This is a genomic window from Kribbella sp. NPDC058693, from assembly GCF_042715335.1.
Lineage (GTDB): Bacteria > Actinomycetota > Actinomycetes > Propionibacteriales > Kribbellaceae > Kribbella > Kribbella jiaozuonensis.
Map to the genome: position 1 here is coordinate 542,890 of NZ_JBHXSQ010000001.1, position 18,753 is coordinate 561,642.

Sequence of the window (18,753 nt, forward strand, 5' to 3'; positions counted from 1 at the left end):
CCATACCCTTCTGACCATGCCTGAGCTGATCGAACCGACCGCCGAGCTGCGCGACTCCTTCCTGGAGTCGTCCCGCGAGTGGGGTGACGAGCACCAGGACGGCGCAGGCCTGTGGGAGGCGACGGATCTCAGCACAGCCGAGGGTTTCGCCGACTGGATCGAGCGCCTCCGCGAGCAGAGCGACGACAGCCTGCAGATCCCGGCCGACCGGGTGCACGCGTCGTACTGGTGGATCGTTGAGGACGGCACCTATCTGGGCGCGATCACGCTCCGGCACACGCTCAACGACAAGCTGCTCGAGGGTGGCGGCCACATCGGGTACGGCGTACGCCCGTCGGCTCGTCGCCGTGGTCTGGCGTCCTGGGCGCTGGGCCAGGTGCTCGGCAAGGCGCGTGCCCGCGGCCTGGACCGGGTGATGGTCAGCTGCGACGACGACAACGCGGCGTCGGCCCGGACGATCGAGCGCAACGGCGGCGTCCTCGAGGACGTCCGCGACACCTGGCTCGGCCTCACCCGCCGCTACTGGATCGACCTACGACAAACCTCGTAGTCGCGGCCGGGCGGAAGATGCGCATTCCGTCCGACGCGGTGGGTGCCCCGGAATTCCTACCGTCGAGGGCATGAACACGATCATCATCGGCGCAGGACAGGCCGGACTCGCCACCGGTTACCACCTACAGCGGCTCGGTGAGCCGTTCACGATCCTCGACGGCAACGCCCGCGTAGGAGACCAGTGGCGGTCGCACTGGGACAGCCTCAAGCTCTACTCGCCGGCGAAGTACGACGGACTGCCCGGCTTCCCGTTCCCGGCCGAGCCGTGGCACTACCCGGGCAAGGACGAGGTCGCCGACTACCTCGCGTCGTACGCCGAGCGCTTCGACCTGCCGATCCGGCCGAACACCCGCGTCGACAAGCTCGAGCGGCTCGACGACCAGTGGATCGTCACGATCGGCCGCGAGCAGCTCACCGCCGACAACGTCGTCGTCGCCACCGGCACCTTCGGGCGTACGCCGTACCTCCCGGACTTCGCGGTCGACCTGGACCCGGCGATCCGGCAGCTGCATTCGTCCGAATACCAACGTCCGGAGCAGCTCAAGGACGGACCGGTTCTCGTCGTCGGCGGCTCGCACTCCGGTACCGACATCGCGTACGAGGTCGCGCAGACACACCAGACGATCCTGTGCGGTCGCGATCCCGGACAAGTGCCGTTCACACCGGGCAAGCCGAACCAGGCCTTCTTCTGGCCGCTCATGCTGTTCGCGTGGCGGCATGTGCTCACCCGCCGGACGCCGATGGGCCGGAAGGAGATGGGCCACATCCGGCACCACGGCGGGCCGATGATCCGGGTCAAACGGGCAGATCTGCTCGAGCGCGGGGTCGAGCGGGTCCCCGCCCGGGTCACGGGGACGCAGGACGGTCGGCCGATGCTGGCCGACGGCCGGGTGCTGGACGTCGCGAACGTGGTCTGGGCGACCGGGTTCCGGCAGGTGTTCGACTGGATCAAGATGCCGCTCGTCGGCGCCGACGGCTGGCCGCGCGAGTACCGCGGGGTGGCCGAGAACGCACCCGGGCTGTTCTTCTGCGGGCTGTCGTTCCAGTACTCCTTCAGTTCGATGGTGCTACCGGGGGTCGGCCGGGACGCGGCGTACGTCGCCAAGCGGATCGCGGCGCGGGTCCGCACCGAGCGGAGTCTTGCCGTCGCGTGAGCCGACAGGGCATGCTCGCCAGTGGGGGACAGCTGATGGGGATTGTCGACGATCTGCAGCGGGCCCGGATCGCGTTCGAGCGACGCGACTGGGCCGCTGCGTATGACCGGCTGGCCGCGGCCGACGGCGAACCGTCGTCGGCCGGTCTCGGCGCGGACGATCTGATGACCCTGGCGATGTCCGCGTTCCTGCTCGGCGATATCGACGACTGCATCCGGGCACTGCAGCGCGGATACCGGCTGCGGATCGACAACGGCGAGGTGCCGGGCGCGGTGCGGTTCGCGTTCTGGCTCGCCCGCGTGCACAACGGCCGCGGCGAGGGGGCGGTCGGCAGCGGGTGGGCCGCGCGGGCCGAACGGTTGCTGGCCGACCAGCCCGACGATGTGGTCGAGCGGGGGTACCTGCTGATCCACGACTTCTTCCGCTGCGTGGATCGCGGCGACCTCGCCGGCGCGGTGGCTGTAGGCGACGAGATCGTCAGCGTCGCGCGCCGGCACGGTGATCCTGATCTGCTCGCGCAAGGGCTGGTGTGCAAGGGCCGGATGATGATGTACGCCGGTCACGTGCCGGAGGGCCTTGCCATCCTGGACGAGGCGATGGTCGGCGTCGCCGCCGGCGAGCTCTCACCGATCTTCGCCGGCACGGTCTACTGCGCGATGATCGACGCGTGCCAGGAGGTGCTCGACTTCGGGCGTGCGTCGGCGTGGACGACGGCACTCACCCGCTGGTGCGACTCGCAGCCGGATCTGGTGCCGTTCACCGGCCAGTGCGCCGTCCATCGAGGACAGATCCTGCGCCTGCACGCGGCGTACCCGGAAGCGTTGGAGGAGTTCGAGGACGCTTGCCAGCGCTATGCGGCGTTGGGGTACGACGTGGCCGCGGGGCTGGCGATGAGCGAACGCGGCGACGTACTGCGGATCCGTGGTGATTACGCTCTCGCGGAGTCGTCGTACGACCAGGCCGCCAGCTACGGGTACGAGGCGCAGCCGGGGCGGGCGCTGCTGATGGTCGCGCGCGGGCGGGTGTCGGGCGCGGTTGCCGCCGTACGACGTCTGCTTGCGGAGACGGGTGATCCGGTGCATCGATCGCGGCTGCTGGCGGGGGCAGTTGAGGTACTGATCGCGGGCGATGAGCCGGCCGAGGCCGAGGAGGCGGCGCGGCAGTTGTCGACGATCGCCGAGGAGTTCGGGTGTGCGGGATTGCGTGCCTCGGCGGCGTACTGCTCGGCTCTCGTGGCGTTGGCGGCCGAGGATGCTGATCGGGCGCTGCCGCAGGCGCGGACGGCGGCACAGTTGTGGGGTGAGCTGCGGGCGCCGTACGAGGCCGCGCGGGCGAAGGTGCTGGTCGGGCGGGCGGTCCGGCTGCTCGGCGACGACGACTCGGCGGCTGCCGAGCTGACCGCAGCGTGCCGAACGTTCGCCGAGCTCGGGACCGTCGCGGCGCGTCAGGAGGCGGAGAAGCTGATCGGCCGCAGTACCAGCGGACTTACCGGGAGGGAGCTGGACGTGCTGCGGTTGGTTGCAGTGGGCAACAGTAATGCCGAGATCGCCGGGCTGCTGGTGCTGAGCGACAAGACGGTGGCGCGGCATCTCACCAACATCTTCGCGAAGCTCGACGTACCTTCACGGACGGCGGCCGTGGCGTACGCCCGCGACCACGACCTGCTCTGAAAGGTCCTCCGGAGGGAGCGCGTTCCCTCTGGCGGGTGAGGTGGCACCGGGCCGGTTCGCCGGATGCTCGAATGGTGAACACGACCGAACGCCCTGTCCCCCGCTGGGCCTACCGCCTTGCCCACATCGTCCCGTTCCTGACCCTGCCGTCCGGCCTGTGGCGACTGGGCCTGGTCTTCGGCTCGTCGATGGGCATGATCGACGCCAACGGCAACCCGACCTACCTCGAAGGTCTCGGCGGCAAGGTGTACGTCGTCAGCCTGACGATCTTCTCCGAGCTGGTCGCGCTCACGGCACTCGGCCTGGTGCAGCGCTGGGGCGAGGTCGCCCCCGGCTGGATCCCGTTCATCGGCGGCCGCCGGGTCGCGCCGTACGCCGCGATCATCCCCGCCACGCTGGGTGCCCTGTGCCTGATCGCGATCTGGACCTACGGCTTCCGCGATGTGTGGACGGACCACTTCATCCCGTTCTCCAGCACGGCGTGGAAAACCCTGATGCTGGCCTGCTACCTGCCGTTGTACCTGTGGGGCCCGGCGCTGCTGGTCCTGACCTGGGCGTACTACCAGCGCCGCGTCAGCGTGACCGCGGTCGCGGTTTGAGAGTGGTGACCGGTAGCGGCGGGGCGGGGAGCGGGTCGCCGTCGTAGCCGGGGACCATCGGGAAGCGGTCGTTGCCGCGCGCCGCGATGGCAGCCTGCCAGGACTCGCGGGCGGCGACGATCTCTTCGTGGGAGCGGCCAATGAAGTTCCACCACATCACCAGCTGCTCCTCGAACGGTTCGCCGCCGAGCAGCAGGAAGCGGACACCGTTGTCGGAGGCAACTAGATTTATCGACTCGCGGTTCGCGCCGAGGTAGACCATCTCGCCGAAGCCGGGATGCAGGTCTCCGACGGAGAGCGAGCCGTCGACGACGAGTACGGCGTACTCGTTGGACGGGGTGAGCGGGAGCGCCAGCGTGCGACCGGGCTCGACGGTGATGTCGGCGCCGACGAGCGGGGTGTAGGCGGGCGCTGGTGAAGTGACACCAGCGACCGTGCCGATCATGACGGTCGCGCGGGCGCCGTCGAGTTCGAGCTCCGGGAGGTCGGCGTACGCGTTGAAGGCCGGCGGCGTCGTCGTACGCACCGAGTCGGGAAGCGCGACCCACAGTTGCGCGCCGTGCAGCATCGGCGGGGCGGTCAGGGTCGAGATCTCGGAGTGGGCGATGCCGTTGCCGGCGGTCATGATATTGAGCTCGCCCGGCCGGACGAACGCGTGCGAGCCGACGCTGTCGCGGTGCTCGATCTCGCCCTCGAACAACCAGCTGACCGTCTGCAGACTCGTGTGCGGATGCGGCGGCACCTGCATGCCGCGCTCCCCCGGTACGTCGTACGAGTCGACGCGTTGCGTCAGGTCATCCGGCCCGTAGTGGTCGACGAAGCACCAGGCGCCGACCATGCGACGGTTCTTGTTGGGCAGCAGCCGCCGCACCTTCGTCGTCCGGCCGAGCACGACCTCCCGCGCCTCGAGCAACTCCAGTGCAGGCCCTTCGCAGTCACCGGTGCCGATGGTTTCGGCCGGATCCTTCTCGAGATCGCTCATGATGCCGTCCATTCCAGGAGTCGCTGCTGGTCCCAGGTGTTGATGACGCGGTCAGGAGTGACACCGCAGTCCTCGGCGCGTTCACAGCCGTAGACCTGCCAGTCGAGCTGACCGGGTGCGTGCGCGTCGGTGTCGATCGAGAACATGCAGTCCATCTCGACCGCCATCGACAGCAGGCGTTTGGGCGGGTCGAGGCGTTCGGGCCGGGAGTTGATCTCGACCGCCGTACCGAACTGACGGCAGGCCTCGAACACCACCTCAGGGTCGAACTCCGACTCGGGACGCGTACCGCGGCCGCCGGTGATCAGCCGGCCGGTGCAGTGGCCGAGGATGTCGACGTGCGGATTCGCGATCGCGCGGACCATCCGCTCGGTCATCGGCTCGGACGCCATCCGCAGCTTCGAGTGCACGCTGGCGACGACCACGTCCAGCCGGGCCAGGATCTCGGTGTCGCAGTCGAGCGTGCCGTCCTCGTTGATGTCGACCTCGATCCCGTTCAGGATCTGGAAGCCGTCCAGCTCGTCGGCCAGCTTCTTGTTGAGCTCGGCAACGACCTCGAGCTGCTGGAGCCGGCGTTCGCGGGACAGCCCGTTCGCGACGGTGAGCCGGGGCGAGTGGTCGGTCAGCGCGACGTACGAGTGACCGAGGCGATGCGCCGTACGCGCCATCTCCTCGATCGGGCTGCCGCCGTCGGACCATTCGGAGTGCAGATGCAGGTCGGCCTTGAGGTCCGCGCGCATCTGCTTGCCCGCGGTGGTCAGCTCACCCGCCGCCTCCTCCAGCTTGACCAGGTACGACGGGGTCGCGCCGTCCATCGCCTCGACGATGACGGCCTCGGTCTTCGGGCCGATACCGGCGATCTCGGTCAGCGTCCCGGCACGGCGGCGGGCGCGCACCTCGGCGGCCGGTAGCGCGGCGATGGTGTCGGCGGCCCGCCGGTACGCCTTCACCCGGTGCGTCGGCTGCCGGTCCCGCTCGAGGTAATACCCGATGGCGCGCAGTGCCGCGATCGCGTCCTCGACGCCTGCCTTGTCCGTCATGTCTCCATCATGGCAGCGGGGGCCGACAGGGAGGTCTATGGTCGGTCCGTGGCTAAGGGTGCGCATCTGGCGCGGGCGGAGCGGTTGCAGGGCGCGACCGGGGCGCTCGCCACCGCTGCGATGGCGGCGATGGAGGAGAAGCTGCCCTGGTTCGCGAAGCTCTCGGCGCAGGACCGGTCCTGGATCGGGCTGGTCGCGCAGTCCGGGATCTCGGCGTTCGTCGAATGGTTCCGCGACCCGGACGCGCACTCCTCGATGCCGACCCGGATCTTCGGGTCGGCGCCGCGCGAGTTCACCCGGGTCATCTCGCTGCATCAAACGGTCGACCTGGTCCGGACGACGATCGAGACCATCGAGACGACCATCGGCACGCTGCTCCCGCCCGACGACGTACCGATCGTCCACGAGGCCATCCAGCGCTACGCCCGCGAGGTCGCCTTCGCCGCCGCCACCGTCTACGCGCAGGCGGCCGAGATGCGCGGCGCCTGGGACGCCCGGCTCGAAGCTCTCCTCGTCGACTCCGTGATCCGCGGCGAGGCCGACGAATCGGTCCGGTCCCGCGCCTCCGCCCTCGGCTGGACCGGAGCCGCCGGTACGACGGGATCCGCCGAGGTCGCTGTTGTGGTCGGACGGGCCGCGGACACCGAGACCACCTCGAACGTGGCCGACATGGTTCGCCAGGCCGCCCGTGAGGCCGGCGCCGACGCCCTGTGCGCGATCCAGGGCGACCGCCTGGTCGTGGTACTCGGGGGTACGAGCAAACCTGTGGAGATCGTACAAAATCTGGCCCAATGGTTTGGACCCGGCCCGATCGTCGTCGGCCCGGTCGTGAAGGACCTGATGTCGGCCGTCACCTCGGCCCGCGCCGCCGTCGCCGGCCTTCGCGCCGCGGTCGCCTGGCCCAACGCGCCGCGGCCGGTCCAGGCCGACGAGCTGCTCCCCGAACGGTCACTCTCCGGAGACGGCCATGCCCGCCGCCAGCTCGCCAACGAGGTCTACGGCCCGCTCACGATCGGCGATGGCGTGCTGCTCGACACGGTTTCGGCGTACCTGGACTCCGGCGGATCGATCGAGGCGACGGCCCGGGCGATGTTCATCCACGCCAATACCGTCCGGTACCGGTTGAAGCGTGTGGCGGACATCACGGCGTACAACCCGCTCGATCCCCGCGACGCTTTCACATTGCGTGTCGCACTGACCTTGGGTCGCCTGCTCAATCCGGAGCCCGGAACCGCCGTTTTGTAGGATCTCCACAAACCGGCCTCCGAGAATTCGTGCTCGCCCTGCGGCTCTCGACGGGCCCTGTTGAGGGAGAGTTGGCACGTGCTCGTCATCGTCGCACCCGGTCAGGGTGCCCAGACCCCAGGATTCCTCGAGCCGTGGCTGGCGGATCCCGTGTTCGAGAGCCGGCTGAACTGGCTCTCCGCGGTGGCCGGTCTCGACCTCGCCCACTACGGCACCCAGGCGGACGCGGACACGATCCGCGACACCGCGATCGCGCAGCCGCTGCTGGTCGCGTCCAGCATGCTGGCGGCGCTGGCCGTGTTCCCGCACCCGGCCGACGCCTTCACCAAGGTCGGCGCGGTCGCCGGCCACAGCGTCGGTGAGCTCGCCGCCGCGGCCGGCACCGGCGTACTGACCGCCGAGCAGGCGATGGTCCTGGTCCGCGAGCGCGGCAAGGCGATGGCCGCCGCGGCCGCGCAGACCGCGACCTCGATGACCGCTGTCCTCGGCGGTGACCGCGACGAGATCCTGGCCAAGCTCGCCGAGCACGGCCTGACCGCGGCGAACGACAACGGCCCCGGCCAGATCGTTGCCGCAGGCACCGTTGAGGAGCTGGCCGCGCTCGCCGCCGACCCGCCCGCCAAGACCCGGCTGATCCCGCTGTCGGTCGCGGGCGCGTTCCACACCAAGCACATGGAGCCGGCCGTGCAGACGCTGGCGAAGTACGCCACCGCGATCAGCACCCACGACCCGCGGACCCGACTGATCTCGAACCGCGACGGCCACGTCGTCCACGACGGCCGCGACGTACTGCAGCGGCTCGTCAACCAGGTGAACGCGCCGGTCCGTTGGGACCTGTGCATGCAGACCATGTCCGACCTCGACGTGACCGGCATCCTCGAGCTGCCGCCGGCGGGCACGCTGACCGGTATCGCGCGCCGCGCGCTGAAGGGTGTCGAGACGTTCGCGCTCAAGACTCCGGACCAACTCGACGACGCTCGCGCGTTCGTGGAGAAGCACGGCAGCCCGTCCGAGATCGACGCCTCGCCGACATGGCGGCTGCTGGTCGCCCCGATCAAGGGCACCTTCACCCGTGAGGTCGACGTACGCCGGGAGTCGGGCGACACCGTTGCGGCCGGTGAGGTCGTGGCGAAGGTGGCGAGCCTGCGCGACGAGGTCGAGGTGAGCGCGCCGCACGGCGGCATCGTGGTGGAGTGGCTCGCCGAGGAAGGCGACCCGGTCGCCCCGGGGCAGCCGCTGGTCCGTCTGCACCCCGCCGGGAGCCCCGCATGATCACGGCATCGTCAGGTTCGACGTACGCCGGAGTGCTCGGCATCGGCTCGTACCGGCCGCGGCGCGTCGTGCCGAACTCCGAGATCCTCGAGCAGATCGACTCCAGCGACGAGTGGATCCAGACCCGTTCCGGGATCAAGGAGCGGCGCTGGGCGAGCGATGACGAGACCGTGCTGATGATGTCGGTGAACGCGGCCAAGGAAGCACTGGCCGACTCCGGCATCGACCCGGCCGACATCGGCTGCGTGATCGTCTCGACCGTCACCCACCTGTACCAGACCCCGGCGATCGCGACCCAGATCGCGGTCGCGGTCGGCGCCCCGACCGCCGCGGCGTTCGACATCTCCGCTGCCTGCGCGGGCTTCTGCTACGGCATCGCGATGGCCAACGACCTGGTTCGCGGCGGCAGTGCGAAGTACGTGCTGGCGATCGGCGTCGAGCGGCTCAGTGACATCACCGACCGGACCGACCGCAGTACGGCGTTCATCTTCGCCGACGGCGCCGGTGCCGCGATCGTGGGCCCGACCGACGAACCGGGCATCGGCCCGGTCGTCTGGGGCTCGGACGGTACGCAGCACCAGGTGATCAGCCAGAAGGAGTCCTGGCAGGAGGTGCACGGCAACCACAACTGGCCGCACCTCACGATGGACGGCAACCCGGTGTTCCGCTGGGCGTCGTTCGAGATGGCGAAGACCGCGCAGCAGGCGCTGGACGTGGCCGGCGTGAAGGCCGAGCAGCTCGACCTGTTCGTGCCGCACCAGGCGAACATGCGGATCACCGACGCGATGCGGCGGGCGCTGAAGCTGCCCGAGCACGTCAAGGTCGCGCGCGACATCGAGCGCCAGGGCAACACCTCGGCGGCGTCGATCCCGCTCGCGATCACCGCGATGCGCGAGGCCGGCGAAGCCAAGAGCGGCGACCTCGCACTGATCATCGGCTTCGGCGCCGGGCTGGTGTACGCCGCCCAGGTCATCCGCTTGCCGTAGTCCATAGTTGTCCGGGGGCGGCTCAGGTGGCCGCACCCGGCTGTACCAAAGCTGTACAGCCAGCAGAAATCCGAAAGGGAACCAGAGAACATGGCCAGCACCGAAGAGATCCGTTCCAACCTCGCCGAGATCGTGAACGAGATCGCCGGCATCCCGGTGGAGGACGTCCAGCTGGACAAGTCCTTCACCGACGACCTCGACGTCGACTCGCTCTCCATGGTGGAGGTCGTGGTGGCCGCCGAGGAGAAGTTCGACGTGAAGATCCCCGACGACGAGGTCAAGAACCTGAAGACCGTCGGCGACGCGGTCGCGTTCATCGAGCGCGCCCAGAACGGCTGACCTACGCCGTCACCGTGCTGGCCCGGGGTGCTCATCGGGCTGCCTCGATGAGCACCACGCAGTACACACCCCTCGCTCCCAACCGCAGATCCCTGATGTGAAGGATGAGGTAACCATGTCGAAGACCCGAGTCGTCATCACTGGGCTCGGAGCCACGACCCCGCTCGGGGGCGACGTGTCCAGCACCTGGGAAGGGCTGCTGGCCGGACGCTCCGGCGCGCGGCGGCTGACCGACGAGTGGGTGCAGAACCTGGCGGTGCAGATCGCCGCACCGGCCGCGGTCGACCCGACCGAGGTGATCGAGCGGGTCAAGGCCCGCCGCCTGGACCGGACGGCGCAGCTCGCCGTCGTCGCCGCCCGTGAGGCGTGGGCCGACTCCGGCCTGGAGGACTCCGGCCTGGACAAGGAGCGGCTCGGCGTCGCGGTCGCGTCCGGTATCGGCGGCCTGCACACCACGCTGTCGAACTACGACGCGCTGCTGAAGAACCCGCGGCGCGTGTCACCGCTGGCGATCCCGATGCTGATGCCGAACTCGTCCGCGGCGTACGTGAGCCTGGAGTTCGGCGCCAAGGCCGGCGTCCACACCCCGGTCTCGGCCTGCGCGTCCGGCAACGAGGCGATCTGGCTGGGTCTGGACCAGATCCGGCTCGGCCGCGCGGACGTGGTGATCGCCGGTGGCGCCGAGGGCGCGATCATGGCGCTGCCGCTGGCCGCGTTCGGGATGATGCAGGCGCTGAGCAAGCGGAACGACGAGCCGGAACGCGCCTCGCGGCCGTGGGACGTGGACCGCGACGGCTTCCTGCTCGGCGAGGGTGCCGGCGTACTGATCCTCGAGTCGTACGAGCACGCGAAGGCGCGCGGGGCGAAGATCTACGCCGAGCTCGCCGGTGCGGGCATCTCGGCCGACGGCCACGACATCGCGCAGCCCGACCCGACCGGTTCGGGTGCGCGGCGGGCGATGGAGCGGGCGCTGTCCGAGGGCGATTTGACCCCGGCCGACATCTTCCACATCAACGCACACGCCACGTCGACTCCGCAGGGCGACATCGCCGAGTCGATCGCGATCCGGCAGGCGCTCGGCAAGGAGGCCGACCACGCGGTCGCCACCGCGCCGAAGTCGATGATCGGTCACCTGCTCGGCGGTGCCGGTGCGGTGGAGTCGGTCGCGACCGTGCTCGCCCTGCACAACCGGGTCTCGCCACCGACCATCAACGTGGACAAGCTCGACGACCAGATCGACCTGGACGTCGCGACCGAGCAGCGCAAGCTGCCCGACGGGGACATCGCGGCGCTGAACAACTCGTTCGGCTTCGGCGGCCACAACGCCGCCATCGCATTCAAAACGCTGTAACCCCCGGAGGACACCCATGACCGTTGCCCCGGCAAGACCCGCCAAACTCCCCCGTGAGCTGGACCCGCGGAACCCGCTCACCCGGCTGACGAACCTGCTGGACCCGGGCAGCCTGGAGTTGATCACCCCCGACAACCTGTCGGGGATGATCGCGGCCCGCGGGCGGATTGCCGGGGCGAAGGTCGTCGCGTTCTGCTCCGACGCGACCGTGATGGGCGGCGCGATGGGCGACGAGGGCTGCGACGTCGTGGTCAAGGCGTACGAGGTCGCCCGCGAGGAGCAGGTGCCGATCATCGGCCTGTGGCACTCGGGCGGCGCGCGTCTGGCCGAGGGCGTGCTGAGCCTGCACGCGGTCGGCAAGATCTTCTACGCGATGACGCAGGCGTCCGGGAAGATCCCGCAGATCTCGGTGGTGCTCGGCCCGGCGGCGGGCGGCGCGGCGTACGGTCCGGCGCTGACCGACATCGTCATCCTCGGTCCTGAGGGACGGATCTTCGTCACCGGGCCGGACGTGGTCCGCTCAGTCACCGGCGAGGACGTCGACATGCTCCGGCTCGGCGGCCCCGAGCCGCACGGCCGCCGGTCCGGCGTCGTCCACATCACCACGGACTCCGAGGACGCGGCGATCGAGCACGCGCGCCGGTTGACGGACCTGCTCGCGAACCAGGGCTCGATGTCCACGGACATCCCGGACACCGATCTGTCCGGGTTCCTGCCGGAGTCGGCCAAGCGCGCGTACGACGTCCATCCGCTGGTCGGAGGGGTGCTCGACTCGTCGTCTGCAGTTGAGCTCCACCAACGGTGGGCGCCGAACATCGTCACCACGCTGGGCCGGCTCGGCGGGCGCACCGTCGGTGTCATCGCCAACAATCCGCTCCGGCTGGGTGGTTGCCTCGACGCGCTGTCGGCGGAGAAGGCGTCGCGGTTCGTCCGGATGTGCGACGCGTTCGGCGTACCGCTGGTCGTGCTGGTCGACGTACCGGGTTATCTGCCGGGCGTCGGGCAGGAGTGGGACGGCGTCGTACGACGGGGCGCGAAACTGCTGCATGCGTTCGCGGAGGCCGTCGTACCGCGGGTGACGTTGGTGACGCGGAAGACGTACGGCGGGGCGTACATCGCGATGAATGCGCGATCGCTCGGGGCGACGCGGGTGTTCGCGTGGCCGCGGGCCGAGGTCGCTGTGATGGGTGCGGTCGCGGCGGTCCGAGTGCTGCACCGGCGGAAGCTGGCCGAGGTCGACCCTGAACTGCGTCCGCAGGTCGAGGCGGAGCTGGCCGTCGAACACGAGAAGATTGCCGGCGGCATCGACCGCGCCCGCGAGATCGGCGTGGTGGACGAGGTCGTCGAACCGACCCGCACCCGGACGGCTCTGGCAACTGCCCTCGCGAAGGCCGAGGTCGGCGGACCGATCCGCGGGAACCACGGAAACATCCCGCTCTAGAAACGGCTCGAGGGGCACGGATCCAATGGATCCGTGCCCCTCACGTGGTGCGGCCGCTGTTGTTAACAACCACCGGGGGTGTCCCGACACCCGGTGGCCCAGCGGCCACGGCCCCTCCCACCCTCGTAGAACGTCTGATGCTCAGTCTCATCGAAAAGTTCGCGGAAAGCTCTGCCGTTCACCGCTTTCTTCTGAAGTTCTCAGGAACCGCCTAGACGACCTGATGCAGCCAGCGCACGGGTGCGCCGTCGCCGGCGTAGCGGAACGGCTCCAGCTCGTCGTCCCAGGGGCGACCGAGCAAACGCTCGACCTCCTCGGTCAGGTCGGCCTCACCGGCCGCCGCCTTCAGCATGGCCGCCTTCAGCCGCTCCTCCGGCACCATGATGTCGCCGTGTACGCCGGTGGTCGCGTGGAAGACTCCGAGCTCGGGCGTGAACGAGTACCGCTCGCCCTCGACGCCGTTGCTCGGCTCCTCGGTGACCTCGAACCGCAGCTTCTGCCAGCCGCGCAGAGCGGATGCCAGCTTGGCCGCGGTACCGGCCTCGGCCTGCCAGGACAGCTCGGCCCGGTACGTGCCCTGGGCCGCAGGCTGCGGTGTCCAATCCAGTTTCACGGGCACGCCTAGGATGCCGCCCGCTGCCCACTCGACATGAGGGCACAACGCTGACGGCACCGTGTGGACGTACAGAACGCCACGAGTTGTCGCCACCGGGACCTCCTGTGCTCGAGGGGCGCCTTCCCCAGCGTTCTCGAAACACACCTGTCAGTCCTGGCAGACTCGTACATCTTGCACCACGAGCACCTTCAACACCAGTAACCTCGCCGTGTCAACTACATCACCATCGTGTCGCGATTCAGGTCGACGAGCGGCGAGGCTCCGGGGCCGGGCGGATTACGGGAAGCGGGTCGCGAGCGCGATGCAGGCGCCGGCGGCGGCCAGCGTGAAGAGCATCGCGATACCGGCGTACCGGGCGGTGATCTCCTTGTCGACCTCGTCGTACCCGACCGAGGAGCCGATGTCCTTGTAGACGTCCTTGAGCTCGCCAGCGGACTCCGCGGTGTACGCCTCGCCGCCGGTGGTCTCGGCGATGCTGCGGAGCTCGGTGCGGTCCGGTGGCACCCGCTGGCGGATGCCGTCCATCTCGATGAAGCCGGAGTCGGTGCCGAAGCAGATCGTGTACACCGGGGTGTTCTTCGCCTTGGCCGCCTGCGCGCCTTCCTGCGCGGTCCGGCCGACCGTCCGCTTGCCGTCCGACAGCATCACGATCCGGGCCGGGGCCGGGTCGTTCGGGTGCGCGGGGTCCGGCGGGACCTGGGTGAGCGCCTGCAGCGAGGTGAAGATGCCCTCACCGGTCGCGGTCGACTCGGCCAGCTCGAGCCCGTCGATCGACCGGTCGATGGTGGCACGGTCCGTGGTCGGCGGCACGATGATCGACGCCGTACCGGCGAAGTTGACCAGCGCCACGTTGAACTTGGTCGGCAGGTTGTTGACGAACTCCTTCGCCGACTCCTTCGCCGCTTCCAGCCGGTTCGGCTCGATGTCGGTCGCCATCATCGACAGCGACACGTCGATCGCGACCACGATCGTGGCCCGCTCGCGCGGCACCTTGACCTTGTCCTTCGGCTGCGCGAACGCCAGGATGCAGGTCAGCGCGGCGAGCAGCGCGAGCCCGACGGCCAGGTGCCGCCGCCACTGCGGCCGCCGCGGCGCGACCCGGTCCAGCAGCGCGATGTTGGTGAAGCGCAGCGCGTACTGCGAGCGCCGGTGCTGGAGGAAGATGTACCCCGCGATGATCACCGGGATCAGCAGCAGGAACCACAATCTGGCCGGAGACAGGAACTCCATCAGCGAGCCACTCCCTTCGGCGGTTGGTGCAGGCGGGGCGCCACTCGCCGGTAGGCGAGCACGAACCGCACGGTGTCGGCGACCCAGTCACGATCGGTCCGCAGTACAAGGTGCCCCGCACCTACCCTACGCAGGGCAGCTCTGGTTCGTTCCCGCTGAGCGAGAGCTGCTACTCCGAAAGCCTCCCGGACCTTGCGCCGCCGGGTGTCGATCTCGCGTACCTCGCCGGTCTCCGGGTCACCGATCGTGACCACGCCGATGTTCGGCAGCTCGAGCTCGCGCGGGTCGACGATCTCGACCGCGAGCACCTGGTGCTGGGCGGTCAGCTTGCGCATCGCCCGCTCCCAGGACGGCTCGATCTGGCTCGCGACCTCGCCGTCCTGCGGGGTGAGGAAGTCGGACACGATCACCCGCAGTCCACGTTTGCGCTGTGTCCGCGCCATCGACTCCAGCGCGGCGGCCAGGTCGCTGCGATGCGCCTCCTCGTCACCGCTGAACTGCTCGGCCAGCAGCGCGCGCAGCAGACCGTAGAGCGCGAGCCGCCCCGACCTCGCCGGCCAGCGCCGCAGCGCCGAGTCACGCAGCATCAGCCCGCCGAAGCGGTCGCCGAGGCGGTGGGTCAGGAACCCGACGGTCGCAACAGCCGCCACGGCAAGCTCGCGCTTCTCGAGTGTCGACGTACCGAAGTCCATCGAGCCGGACAGGTCGACCAGCGCCCAGGTCTCCAGCTCACGGTCGGCGATCAGGTCGCGGACGTGCGGGATCGTGGTCCGCGCGGTGACGGCCCAGTCCATCCGCCGTACGTCGTCGCCGACCTGGTACTCACGCGCCTCGGCCAGCTCGGTGCCCGGCCCCGGGAGCAGCCCCAGGTGTTCGCCGTGCAGGTACCCCTCGAGACGGCGTACGACGGTCAGCTCCAGCCGCCGCAACGCACGCTCGGGAGCGAGCTGCGAGATCGTCATCGCAACTCGTGGGTCTCGGCGGTTGGGCACTAGACGAACTCCGGGCGGCCGGTCCCGTCGGCGCCGTCGCGCCAGACCGGCTGCGGCGGCGGGACGGTGGCCAGGATCCGCTCGATCACGGCCCGCGGGTCGATGTTGTCCGCGACCGCGTCGAAGGTCAGACCGAGACGGTGGCCCATCACGTCGAGCGCGACGGTCTGGATGTCGCTCGGCAGCAGGTAGTCCCGGCCGTGGATCAGCGCCAGGCCCCGGCCGGCCGCGATCAGGCCGAGCGTCGCGCGCGGGCTGACACCGAGCTCGATGATCGGCTCCAGGTCGGGCAGGTGGAAGTCGGTCGGCGTACGGGTCGCCATCACCAGGCGTACGGCGTACTCCGCGACCAGGTTGTGGACGAACACCTGCTCCGCCGAGCGCTGCAGCTCGAGGATCGTCTCCGGCTTCAGCACCTGCCGAGGCTCCGGCGGGTCGACGCTCATCCGGCGGAGGATCTCGAACTCCTCGTGCCCACGCGGGTGCGGTACGTCGATCTTGACCAGGAACCGGTCGCGCTGCGCCTCGGGCAGCGGGTAGACGCCCTCGGACTCGATCGGGTTCTGGGTGGCGATGACGATGAACGGCTTCGGCATCGGGAAGGTCTGGCCGCCGATCGACACCTGCCGCTCGGCCATCAGCTCGAGCATCGCGGACTGCACCTTGGCCGGTGCACGGTTGACCTCGTCGGCCAGCACGAAGTTCACGAACGTCGGGCCGAGCTCGATGTCGAAGGTCTCGCGGGTCTGGCGGTAGATCCGGGTGCCGACGATGTCGGACGGGACCAGGTCCGGAGTGAACTGGATCCGGGCGAACGTGCCGCCGACGACGCTGGCGAAGGTGCGGACGGCCAGCGTCTTCGCGACACCCGGCACGCCCTCGAGCAGACAGTGACCTTTCGCGAGCAGTGACACCATCAGGGTCTCGACCATGTGCTCCTGGCCGACGATCACCCGCTTGACCTCACCGAGGGCCTCGCCGATCAGCCTGGACTGCTGGGCCACCGAACCCGTGGGCACCGTCGTCTCGGTCATGCATGTCCTTCCGGGGCCCGCGAGCGGACCGTGTCAAACACCGTCATTCCCCACTTCGCAACACCGGCCATTCCATCAGATCGCCGGGGCCAGCGGGCGCAGGGCCCACCGGGTCCTCCACCATCCTGCCCCTCCCGGCCAAATCCTGCGCGCCGAGCTTTGGGCCTGGCTCCTGGCCCGGCAGCACGCGGCGAGCGGCCGTGGCGACAGTGCTACCAGGGATGTGGTGGGATTGGGGTGATGACTGCGACCGAATCCCAGACCGAGGTGCAACCGGCGGACGCGCCGGAGGAGCGCCCTGCGCTGGAGATTCCGGAGGCGCTCCCGTTGCAGCCGGAGGACCCGCCGCGGGTCGGCGAGTTCTGGCTCCGCGGGCGACTCGGCGCGAACGCGGCCGGCTACCTCTACACGGCCAGCGACGAGGCCGGCCGGAACGTGGTCGTCGCGATGATGACCGAGGGATCCGCCGACGACGCGGCCGCCCGCGACCGGTTCGTGTACGCCGTCGACGAGCTGCCCGAGGATGCCGTACTAGGCCACAACGACTCCGATGACGACGACCTCGCGCTCTGGGTCGCGGTCGGGCCGATCCGGGAGGACGACGGGTCGAGCGCGGCCTCCGATGAGCGGTTGATCGCGGAGCGTCGCGGCGAGGAGATCCTGTCCGCAGTACTGATGGACCGGATCCCGCAGATCGGCAAGCTGCGCGGGCCCGAGTTCCGCCACTACTGGGAGAGCCGCCGGCGTCCTGGTCTGTTCCGGATCTGGCCGCTGCCATGGCCGAACGCTTTGCGCCCGGCGTCGCGGTGGGCGCTGGCGTTCGCGTTGCTGACGATGGCGCTGATCATGGCACTGGCTGTGTTCCTGGCGTGGCTCCTATTCCGCCACGCGCAGCCGCTCGAGCCTGAACCTGTGATCCCGACGCCGACCAACACCGCCACGGTGACGATCACCCCGACGACACCCCCGCCGGGGACCGGCTCGACCTCGCCGTCCATCACGGTGAGCCCGAGCCCGGTTCCGACCGGTCTGCCCACCACTCTCCCGACGGGGTCCATCCCGACGGCGACGAATCCGGGCGACAAGTTCTAGTCGGTCTGTTGCCGTCGTTTCAGGGCCAGCAGGCCGATCAGGCTGATGACCGCCCAGGTGCCCTCCAGGAGCAGGAAGCCCCAGGAGAGCTGGATCGCGGCGATCGTGGCCAGGACTCCGGAGCCGAGCAGGTTCAGGAGCTGGTAGGTGATGGTGCGCTGGCGTAGGCGACCAGCCTGCGCGGCGGCGAACGCGATCAGAATGGTGATCGCGCCAACGATCTCGAGAACGTCGAGTACATGCATGAGGACGACCCCCTCCGTCAAAGGGTGAGGCGTCGTCTTGACAGACCGGGTACGGCGCCGCTCGTCCGGGGAGCCCGCTTGCGTCGAACTCCTGTTGTCAGGATAGCAAGCGCAGCAATTCCGGATCCCGCCAGAGCTTCTCCGGTACGGGCTGGCGCACCAGCGCGGCGTCGGCGCGGATCTCGGCCGGTGACGACGCCGCGATCAGGACGGACGTGACCGCGGAATGCCTGCTGGGAAAGGCGAGCGCGGCCTGCGGCAGCGAGACGCCGTACCGCTCGCAGACGGCTGAGATGCGTCGCGCCTGGACAGTGTCTGCCTGCAGGACCTGCGGGGTGAGTACGCCGGACACGATCACGGAGACTCCGCGCGCAAGGCAACGATCCAGCAGCGGTACGGCGTCGCGGTCGAGCAGGCTGTACTGCGCTGTCAGCAGCACGCAGTCGAGCTCGACGTCCCGCACGAGGCGGTCGAGCTCCTGCCAGTGGTCCGACACTGCTCCGACGGCCTTGATCGTTCCGTCGCGCCGCAGCCGGTCGAGCGTCGGGTAGACCGATTCGTCCTTGGCCAGGACGAGGTCGATCGCGAGTCCTAGTTGCTCGCGGCTCGTGTCGATCGAGGCCTTCGGATCGTCGCCGACCACCTTCGTCGAGACCAGGAACTCACCACGCGGGCGCTTCTGCAGCGCCGTACCGAGTCGTCGTTCCGAGTCGCCGTACGCGGGTGAGGTGTCGAAGAACCGGATGCCGGCCTGGTAGGCCGCGTCGACGGTGGCGACCGCGGTCGCGTCGCCGTCCGGGCCCGGCGGCTCGCCGAGATGCGAACCGCCGAGCCCGAACCGCGGAGGCCGGAACCGGATCGTCGATTGGGGTGCGAGCACCTGGCTGGGTGCGGCCATCGCACTCACCTCCCC

At 69.7% G+C, this 18,753-nt stretch carries 19 protein-coding genes and 1 riboswitch; of the genes, 11 read left to right on the forward strand and 8 right to left on the reverse strand.

Going from position 1 to position 18,753, the window contains the following annotated elements:
* The first annotated feature begins 16 nt into the window (after positions 1–16).
* The 4 genes from ACFWUU_RS02560 (at position 17) to ACFWUU_RS02575 (ending at position 3,975) form a co-directional block, all read left to right on the forward strand.
* Positions 17–550 carry a GNAT family N-acetyltransferase gene (locus ACFWUU_RS02560; RefSeq protein ID WP_380172061.1) on the forward strand — a complete coding sequence of 178 codons (534 nt, stop codon included), beginning with the start codon at positions 17–19 and terminating at the stop codon, positions 548–550.
* A 70-nt stretch (positions 551–620) separates the two neighbouring features.
* Complete coding sequence (locus ACFWUU_RS02565) at positions 621–1,706, forward strand: flavin-containing monooxygenase (protein WP_380172063.1); 1,086 nt, start codon at positions 621–623, stop codon at positions 1,704–1,706.
* Between the two features lie 35 nt (positions 1,707–1,741).
* Positions 1,742–3,376 carry a LuxR C-terminal-related transcriptional regulator gene (locus ACFWUU_RS02570; RefSeq protein ID WP_380172065.1) on the forward strand — a complete coding sequence of 545 codons (1,635 nt, stop codon included), beginning with the start codon at positions 1,742–1,744 and terminating at the stop codon, positions 3,374–3,376.
* Positions 3,377–3,450: 74 nt separating this feature from the next.
* Entirely contained in the window at positions 3,451–3,975 is a 525-nt protein-coding gene (locus ACFWUU_RS02575) for a hypothetical protein (protein WP_380172067.1), read from the forward strand.
* Here ACFWUU_RS02575 and ACFWUU_RS02580 read toward each other — a convergent pair.
* Positions 3,950–4,957: a pirin family protein gene (locus ACFWUU_RS02580; protein WP_380172068.1), complete on the reverse strand. Its 1,008-nt coding sequence runs from the start codon at positions 4,955–4,957 to the stop codon at positions 3,950–3,952. The genes ACFWUU_RS02575 and ACFWUU_RS02580 overlap by 26 nt on opposite strands.
* Positions 4,954–5,997 carry a PHP domain-containing protein gene (locus tag ACFWUU_RS02585; RefSeq protein ID WP_380172070.1) on the reverse strand — a complete coding sequence of 348 codons (1,044 nt, stop codon included), beginning with the start codon at positions 5,995–5,997 and terminating at the stop codon, positions 4,954–4,956. The genes ACFWUU_RS02580 and ACFWUU_RS02585 overlap by 4 nt, the downstream gene beginning before the upstream one ends.
* A gap of 48 nt (positions 5,998–6,045) precedes the next feature.
* Here ACFWUU_RS02585 and ACFWUU_RS02590 point away from each other — a divergent pair, with 48 nt between their 5' ends.
* From ACFWUU_RS02590 to ACFWUU_RS02615, 6 genes are all read left to right on the forward strand, one after another.
* Complete coding sequence (locus ACFWUU_RS02590; protein WP_380172071.1) at positions 6,046–7,242, forward strand: PucR family transcriptional regulator; 1,197 nt, start codon at positions 6,046–6,048, stop codon at positions 7,240–7,242.
* 78 nt (positions 7,243–7,320) lie between these two features.
* A complete protein-coding gene (locus tag ACFWUU_RS02595; RefSeq protein WP_380172073.1) occupies positions 7,321–8,514 on the forward strand; it encodes an acyltransferase domain-containing protein in 1,194 nt (397 codons plus the stop codon).
* Positions 8,511–9,500 (forward strand): beta-ketoacyl-ACP synthase III, encoded by a 990-nt coding sequence (locus tag ACFWUU_RS02600; RefSeq protein ID WP_380172075.1) that lies wholly within the window; start codon positions 8,511–8,513, stop codon positions 9,498–9,500. The genes ACFWUU_RS02595 and ACFWUU_RS02600 overlap by 4 nt, the downstream gene beginning before the upstream one ends.
* A gap of 90 nt (positions 9,501–9,590) precedes the next feature.
* Positions 9,591–9,839, forward strand: a complete 249-nt coding sequence (locus ACFWUU_RS02605; protein WP_130446978.1) for an acyl carrier protein — start codon at positions 9,591–9,593, stop codon at positions 9,837–9,839.
* A gap of 115 nt (positions 9,840–9,954) precedes the next feature.
* Positions 9,955–11,190: a beta-ketoacyl-ACP synthase II gene (fabF, locus tag ACFWUU_RS02610; RefSeq protein ID WP_137254014.1), complete on the forward strand. Its 1,236-nt coding sequence runs from the start codon at positions 9,955–9,957 to the stop codon at positions 11,188–11,190.
* Positions 11,191–11,206: 16 nt separating this feature from the next.
* The gene (locus ACFWUU_RS02615; RefSeq protein ID WP_380172077.1) at positions 11,207–12,631 is read left to right on the forward strand and encodes a carboxyl transferase domain-containing protein; all 1,425 of its coding nucleotides are present in this window, start codon (positions 11,207–11,209) and stop codon (positions 12,629–12,631) included.
* A gap of 211 nt (positions 12,632–12,842) precedes the next feature.
* Here ACFWUU_RS02615 and ACFWUU_RS02620 read toward each other — a convergent pair whose 3' ends face one another.
* The 4 genes from ACFWUU_RS02620 to ACFWUU_RS02635 form a co-directional block, all read right to left on the reverse strand.
* Positions 12,843–13,340 carry a DUF3145 domain-containing protein gene (locus ACFWUU_RS02620; protein ID WP_350850966.1) on the reverse strand — a complete coding sequence of 166 codons (498 nt, stop codon included), beginning with the start codon at positions 13,338–13,340 and terminating at the stop codon, positions 12,843–12,845.
* A 183-nt stretch (positions 13,341–13,523) separates the two neighbouring features.
* Positions 13,524–14,477 carry a VWA domain-containing protein gene (locus tag ACFWUU_RS02625; RefSeq protein ID WP_137254012.1) on the reverse strand — a complete coding sequence of 318 codons (954 nt, stop codon included), beginning with the start codon at positions 14,475–14,477 and terminating at the stop codon, positions 13,524–13,526.
* Positions 14,477–15,439, reverse strand: coding sequence for a DUF58 domain-containing protein (locus ACFWUU_RS02630; RefSeq protein ID WP_137254011.1), 963 nt, complete (start codon positions 15,437–15,439; stop codon positions 14,477–14,479). Before ACFWUU_RS02630 ends, ACFWUU_RS02625 begins: the two co-directional genes overlap by 1 nt.
* A gap of 29 nt (positions 15,440–15,468) precedes the next feature.
* Positions 15,469–16,503: a MoxR family ATPase gene (locus tag ACFWUU_RS02635; protein WP_137254010.1), complete on the reverse strand. Its 1,035-nt coding sequence runs from the start codon at positions 16,501–16,503 to the stop codon at positions 15,469–15,471.
* Positions 16,504–16,743: 240 nt separating this feature from the next.
* On the opposite strand from ACFWUU_RS02635, the gene ACFWUU_RS02640 reads away from it, so the two are divergent.
* Entirely contained in the window at positions 16,744–17,595 is an 852-nt protein-coding gene (locus ACFWUU_RS02640) for a hypothetical protein (protein WP_380172080.1), read from the forward strand.
* Here the strand turns inward: ACFWUU_RS02640 and ACFWUU_RS02645 are convergent.
* Entirely contained in the window at positions 17,592–17,840 is a 249-nt protein-coding gene (locus tag ACFWUU_RS02645) for a hypothetical protein (protein WP_380172082.1), read from the reverse strand. The genes ACFWUU_RS02640 and ACFWUU_RS02645 overlap by 4 nt on opposite strands.
* 26 nt (positions 17,841–17,866) lie before the next feature.
* A riboswitch (guanidine-III (ykkC-III) riboswitch) is annotated at positions 17,867–17,934 on the reverse strand.
* Positions 17,935–17,937: 3 nt separating this feature from the next.
* The gene (locus tag ACFWUU_RS02650) at positions 17,938–18,738 is read right to left on the reverse strand and encodes an aldo/keto reductase (RefSeq protein ID WP_380172084.1); all 801 of its coding nucleotides are present in this window, start codon (positions 18,736–18,738) and stop codon (positions 17,938–17,940) included.
* Positions 18,739–18,753 lie beyond the last annotated feature (15 nt).